2 protein-coding genes and 1 pseudogene are annotated in these 6466 nt (G+C 42.6%); 2 read left to right on the top strand and 1 reads right to left on the bottom strand.

All coding sequences use genetic code 11. The annotated features are described in order from the left end of the window. Nucleotides 1-426, top strand: a pseudogene (locus tag VFM80_RS01950) (hypothetical protein); the annotation flags it as partial. Between the two features lie 2 nt (nucleotides 427-428). Next, on the top strand, nucleotides 429-4769 hold the full coding sequence (locus VFM80_RS01945; RefSeq protein ID WP_395069009.1) for an SPOR domain-containing protein: 4341 nt from the start codon (nucleotides 429-431) through the stop codon (nucleotides 4767-4769). Nucleotides 4770-4793: 24 nt separating this feature from the next. Here VFM80_RS01945 and rpoN read toward each other — a convergent pair whose 3' ends face one another. Then, on the bottom strand, nucleotides 4794-6299 hold the full coding sequence (rpoN, locus tag VFM80_RS01940; RefSeq protein ID WP_395069007.1) for an RNA polymerase factor sigma-54: 1506 nt from the start codon (nucleotides 6297-6299) through the stop codon (nucleotides 4794-4796). Nucleotides 6300-6466 lie beyond the last annotated feature (167 nt).

The following is a 6466-nucleotide window of genomic DNA, read 5'->3' as shown; positions in this document are numbered from 1 at the left end:
ATTGAACTTTCAAACGATCAAGCCGTGACGGCTCAGGTGGGTATCGTGATCAATCAGGTAACCGGATTGTTTTACAAGAATGGTTCTATCAGTACCGGCATAGAAATTGAAGAGATCAGAACTGAGACCGTGGATGATAATATCTTAGCTGTTTTAACTGATTACAAGCGCACCGGAAATGCCCCGTTTTTGGGCACTATCTCTGTATCACTTGTTGATAAAAATAATACTGAGGTTCAGTCAGGCTTTATTTCAACCAGCTTGTATTTTGACGGCACACACCGACAGGAACTTAATATTGACGGAGTGCCTTCAGGAGAGTACACGCTCAAGGTCAATTTCGAGACACAGCGAAATGATGTCTCCTCCAGTGATATCATACAAATGGAACCCGTCACTGAAACAACCACAGTAACAATCCCCTAAAGGTGCTCAAAAGTTGGCTAACTTCAATTCCATCCCTGTTAGTTCTTGTTGTTTTATGCCTTGGGTTTCAGTCAACTGCACTTCAAGCACAAAATAATAATTCCAACGATATAGAAGTATATCTCGATTTTCGTCATCGGGGTGTCATCAATTCAGTAGTCATATCCTATTACAAGAACGACGAATTCTTTCTGCCGGTTTCTGAACTCTTCACTCTTTTCCAAATAGAACATGCAGTAAATGGCTTGATAATTGACGGTAACTTTGGAGTGGAGCAGATTCCCTATCGGATCAATTTAGAAGATAACCGAATTCGCTTTGGTGATAATATTGTACCGCTTACTGCTGACGATTACCTCGTAAAAGAAATTGATTCCTATCTTCGAGCAGATATCTTTTATAAAGCATTTGGACTTGATTTCACCATCGATTTCAATAACCTGAGCCTCAACCTCGAAACCCAGCGAGAACTGCCGGCCATTCAGCAGGCCATCAGACAACAAAGACGGCAGGTCGCAGATCGAAACAGATTGGAGCAGGAGCAGTATCCATTGAAATACGATCGGGAACGACCTTTTTTGGATGGCGGCTTTATGGATTATAATCTCTCTGCCAATCTAAACTCCAGTCAAAACGTATATAACTTTAATACCAATCTTGGTATTCAATTATATGGCGGAGACCTTCAGGGGGCCATATTTGGAAGCTATTCAAAAAACTTTTCGAATTTTGCCACCGACAACCTGAGATGGCGCTATATGTATCGCGATCAGCCTTGGTTGACAAAACTGACCATTGGCCAAACAACCACCGATGGATTTTCCCGTAATGCCTATACCGGTATCAGGCTCACAAACGAACCTATTGAACCGAGAAGGCTTTTTGACGAATTTGAAGTTCAGGGAACAACCATACCTCAGTCTGAAGTAGAACTCTATCTAAACAATGCCCTCATCGATTTTCAACAGGCGGATGAACTGGGTAATTATCGATTTCTGACTCCGGTAAGTTACGGCCCCTCTCAGCTTGACCTGAAGATCTACGGTCCGACCGGACAGATCATTGAGCGTTCAGAACGTCTGCAGGTTCCTTTCACCTTTCAGCCAAGCGGGGTATTTAACTACACTGTGAATGCGGGGCGTCTGGACAATCCTATATTTGGTCAAACCACTCAGGACTTCACTGCCCAGGGAAGCGGAGCTTATGGTATATCAGAATGGCTAACAGCAAAAGCAGGAGTTGAATACTATCAGGGTTATCACGAGTCCTTGCCAACATTTACCGCCTCTCTTTCATCACGTATCAAAAGCAATTACATCCTGACCCTGGAAGCTGCCAGTGAAGCTTATTATCGGGGCTTGCTCAATGTGATCTACCCCAATTCAGCGAGTTTTACCCTGGACTACACCAGCTATAACGAAGGTTTTAGCATCTATAATCCATCAAACGATGAACAACGTTTGGTAGCCAGCGCTTTCTATCCATTCAATTTCTGGGGATTACCATTTAATGTTAGGGCATCCGCATTTAAACGAACAAGAGCTTCCACCAGCTCAACCAATTTCAGGCTGGACCTAAACTCAAGGATCAATAAACTGAACCTGCGGGTTGGCTACACAGACCGTTTTACGGGTAGTTTTGATCCGTTCAATCCTTCCAACACAGCCTATCTGGAGACATCGGCAACTTACAATGTTTCCAGAAACCGAAACCTACCAGCGTATTTAAGAGGGGTATTTTTGAGAGGACAATTCAGATATCAGCCTAGTATGAATCAGCTGGAATCAGCTGAAGTGCTTTTATCCCAGAATGTATTTGAGCAGGGTCGTGTGCAGCTATCTTATGGGCGAAATTTTGCGGGAGAGTACAACAGTCTACGATTCAACCTTGTGATCGATTTTGATAATATCAGAACCAGTACGACCTATGGTAACATTCGGGGATCTGGAAATTTAACTCAGAACCTACGTGGATCGATCGGTTACGATACCAATTATAACAACTTCATTTTCACCAGCCGCGATCAGGTAGGTCGTTCAGGTGCCGCTGTCAAATTATTTGTAGATAACAATGCGGATGGGGATTTTGGGGATGAAGATGATCCCATAGCCGGCAACGCTCTCCGCATTCAGCGTTCTGGGGCAACAAGTACCGTTAAAAATGGCGTCATTTACTACACGCAAATGCAGCCCTATTTCTTCTACAACATGGAGCTGAATAAATCTCTGATCCAGAACCCAATGCTGGTTCCCGAGTTTGAGAAGTTTGGATTGATTACGGACCCAAACCGCTTTAAAAAAGTAGAAATTCCTTTCTACATGTCCGGTGTTATTGGAGGTATGGTTGAGCAACAATTACAAAATGGTGAGACCAGAGGTGTAGCCGGCTTAAGGGTACTATTGACCCAAACCAATGGGGATTTTTATAAAGAAATGAGAACCTTCTCCGATGGCAGTTTCTATGATTACGAAGTGCCGCCCGGAGAATATATAGTTAAAGTAGATTCATCACAGCTCGATATCCTAAGCAGTAAAAGCGTGCCTGAAAAGCTGGAATTTGCTGTAAGGCCATTGCCTGAAGGAGATTTTATAGAAGGACTTCACCTGCTGCTTGTACCAACGGATCCCGCACTTGAACAGCAAGCACCAATAACTCAAGTAGAAACACAACCCGATACCACGGCTGATGCAATTGTTTCTCCCGAGGACTTGGCTGATCAAGTGACTGCAGACAGCCTTGATCAAACACAAATTACAGAGACCGTTCCTCAGGATACATTGACAACTGTTGATCCCGAATTGGTTACAGAGGCTGCGATCGATACCGTTCAGGCCGGCGATAATATTGACCCTGAACAACTTCTTCCCGATACCACCCTTCCTTCAGTTCCGGTCGTTTCACCTGAGGCATTAACAGATGCGCAAAGGGACTCTCTTATTGAAACACAAACATTACAAGACAGCCTTGATAATGTGACACAACTTACTGAACTAGAGCAAATTTCTGTCGATTCTGCGTTGATCATTGAACCTGACACCTCACAGACTCTGGTTTTTGCCCCTGATAGCATCAGCATTGATACTACTATTACTACCCCTGCTGATGAACCTATTGCTCTCACTGATCCTGATAGTACAACCAAAGATATTTCAGGCGATCCCGATGATATTATAGATGGACTGCCGGTTGTGACACCTCCCGTCATTCCTGTTCCTCAAATAACACCTACTATTGCGGATGCTGATGGAGATTCCGTCAATTTAGCAGAACAGGATTCTACGGGTATGATCGCTATAAAACCGGATAGTACCGGAATCGATTCTTCAGAAATTGCAGCGCAAGAAACACTTGCAGATAGCTTAACTACTCTACCCGCTGAGAAAGATTCACTTATTGGGCAGCAACCGATCAATGATAAAGATCCGGAAGATGTGATTGCAATAGCACCACCACAAGATCAGTTGCCTGCTCCTCCCGATTCAATTTCTGAAGAACAAACAGGTGTGATCACACAAACACTTGCTGACATAAGTGCACTACCTTCAGCGTTCAGTTCTACTGCTGATATTGAAAGTTTGAGCCCCGGGCGATGTATCTATGGAATTCAATTCGCATCTTATTTCACTGAAGAAAGGTCCTCGACTTTATCCCAAAAAATTGAAGATGATTATTTAACCTTCATAATCTATAACGAGCCCTATGAACTCTATGCGGTTCGCGAGATCAGATATCAAAGTTTAAGCAATGCCGGCGATGTTGCTAAAGAAATAAATACTGATGCTTATTTTGATGCTGCTGTCGTTAGCCAGTGTTATGCCGATCTGGATCTGAATCCCGAAATTCCTAAATACTATGTTCAGTTAAATCAGTTTACCGATTCTGATGAAGCCAGCTCGTTTATAGCAGAACTGAATTCTTCTTACGCCATAAATGCTAAGTTGATTGCTCAGAATCAGCAAGATCTGTACATAGCAGTACTAGGCCCCTTTAACACAGAAAGTCAGGCAACCGAACAGCTTACCGTATTTGATAATGTTCCCGCTATTAAAAACTCAGTAGTTACAAGAGTCTCTCCGCCGGTCAAATCCATAAATGTAGGCTTTGAGTTCATGTTGCTGCTTGAGAAATTTGAGTCTGTTGAAAATGCGAATGCTTTTGTTGAAAAAAACGAAGATCGACTGGGAGAAAATCTTAAAATTTTGATCGATGAAAACAGATCTGATTATATAGTTGTAAGCAGAATGACTAACAGCTGGAGCCAAATTCAGGCCCTTAAAAAAGAGTACAGCTCATCATATGGATTTGAGGAGCCTGTTATTCTGATGATAGAGAAGAAAAGGTAAGCTCTCATTTCTCATCGAACTATTTTAAATGACCTGTTTTCGCATTCTTGCAACCGGTTCATTTAACTGTTCTCTGTATTTACTCACGGTACGGCGGGCCACTTTGTAGCCCTTTTCATTTAATATATCCGTGAGTTCCTGATCACTCAGCGGCTTTTGTTTATTCTCATTATCGATCAGGCCCTGAAGAATATTCTTAACAACACGGTTTGATACCTCCTCCCCGCTCTCAGTTTCAAGGCCTTCGTTGAAAAAGTACTTCAGTTCATAAACGCCAAAATGGGTTTGAACATACTTTCCATTCACCACTCTTGAGACCGTAGAGATATCCATGCCAATACGTTCAGCCACATCTTTCAGGATCATAGGTTTGATACCTTCACCGTATTTGAAGAAGTCTTCCTGAAGAGCTACAATAGTTTTCACAATATTCATCAGTGTATTCTGACGCTGCTTTATGGACTCAATAAACCATTGTGCGGAATCGATCTTACTCTTCATAAAAGAGCGTGTTTCAGTATCTGTATTCTTCTTTTTCTTAGCTTTGATCTGCTCCCACATTTGTTTGTACTCAGGAGAGATTCGCAAAGAAGGTGCATTTCTTTGATTAAGAGTGATCACAAATTCTCCTCGCTTCGTTTCTCCTTCACCCACCCCCTTCCAGTACACTTCAAAATCGGGTTCTATATAATTTTGGGTTTCCTCCATCCCGCTTGAAACAGATCCGGGACGTGGATCCATATGGCGAATGGTTTCAAATGCCTCTTGCAATTCTTCTCTGCTGATAGAAAATTTCTGGAGCAGCTTTTTAAAATGTTTTTTCTCAAATGCTTTCCATGCATCCCTTACAATTTTAATTGCCAGTTCCCGGGCCTTTAATTTTTTTTCTGACCCTTCCAGTTGAACTAACAGGCAGTCACGCAGATCCCGGGAAGCTACACCAGTAGGTTCTAATTTTTGAATTTTTTTGCGTACTTCTTCAACCTTTTCTTCACTGAGCAATATACCGTGGTTAAACGCTATATTATCAACTACCGCCTCTATTTCCCTACGGAAATAGCCATCTTCATCTAGAGAACCTAAAATCTGATCAGCAACCAGTCGCTCTTCATCGGTCAGATCAAGCAACGCTACTTGATCTTCCAGGTTCTCAAGCAAAGATGAATGGTATGGATTTGGCAACTCCCTCCATTCTTCGATATCAGGATTATAGGTGCTGGTAAAATTATCCCCGTCATACTCGGTATTACTGTCAAAGTCATCCCAGTCAACTTCATGATCTTCAAGGCTTTCCAGAGCCTCTTCCTTCTCCTCTGCAGGGCTTTCACTTTCCGACTGATTCAGCACTTCCCCTTCTAACGACTCAGCCTCTTCTAATACGGGATTGGCCTCAATTTCTTCCTTAATTCTCTGCTCAAGGGCAATGGTGGGTAACTGAAGCAACTTAATATACTGCAACTGCTGCGGTGAAAGCTTCTGTTGCAGGCTCTGTTGTTGCCTTTGACCTATCTTTTGTTGATTACGAAGCATTCTTTTTTCTCTCCCTTATCTCTTTACAGGCATCTATAAAATCAGTAAACCACTCAGGCCCGTATCTGCGGACTAAAGGTTTCTTCAAAAACTCAGCAAGATGAATATTCTCAGCGCTGGCTTTCTCGCAAGCTGCTGAACAAAGTTTAGGCACATATTCAAAATTT

It is taken from the genome of Gracilimonas sp. (assembly GCF_035704785.1).
GTDB lineage: Bacteria > Bacteroidota > Rhodothermia > Balneolales > Balneolaceae > Gracilimonas.
This window is presented reverse-complemented; position numbering and strand designations above follow the sequence as displayed.

Coding starts and splice junctions, on each gene's coding strand:
- rpoN (WP_395069007.1), bottom strand. CDS start 6,299: ATGCTTCGTAATCAACAAAAGATAGGTCAAAGGCAACAACAGAGCCTG.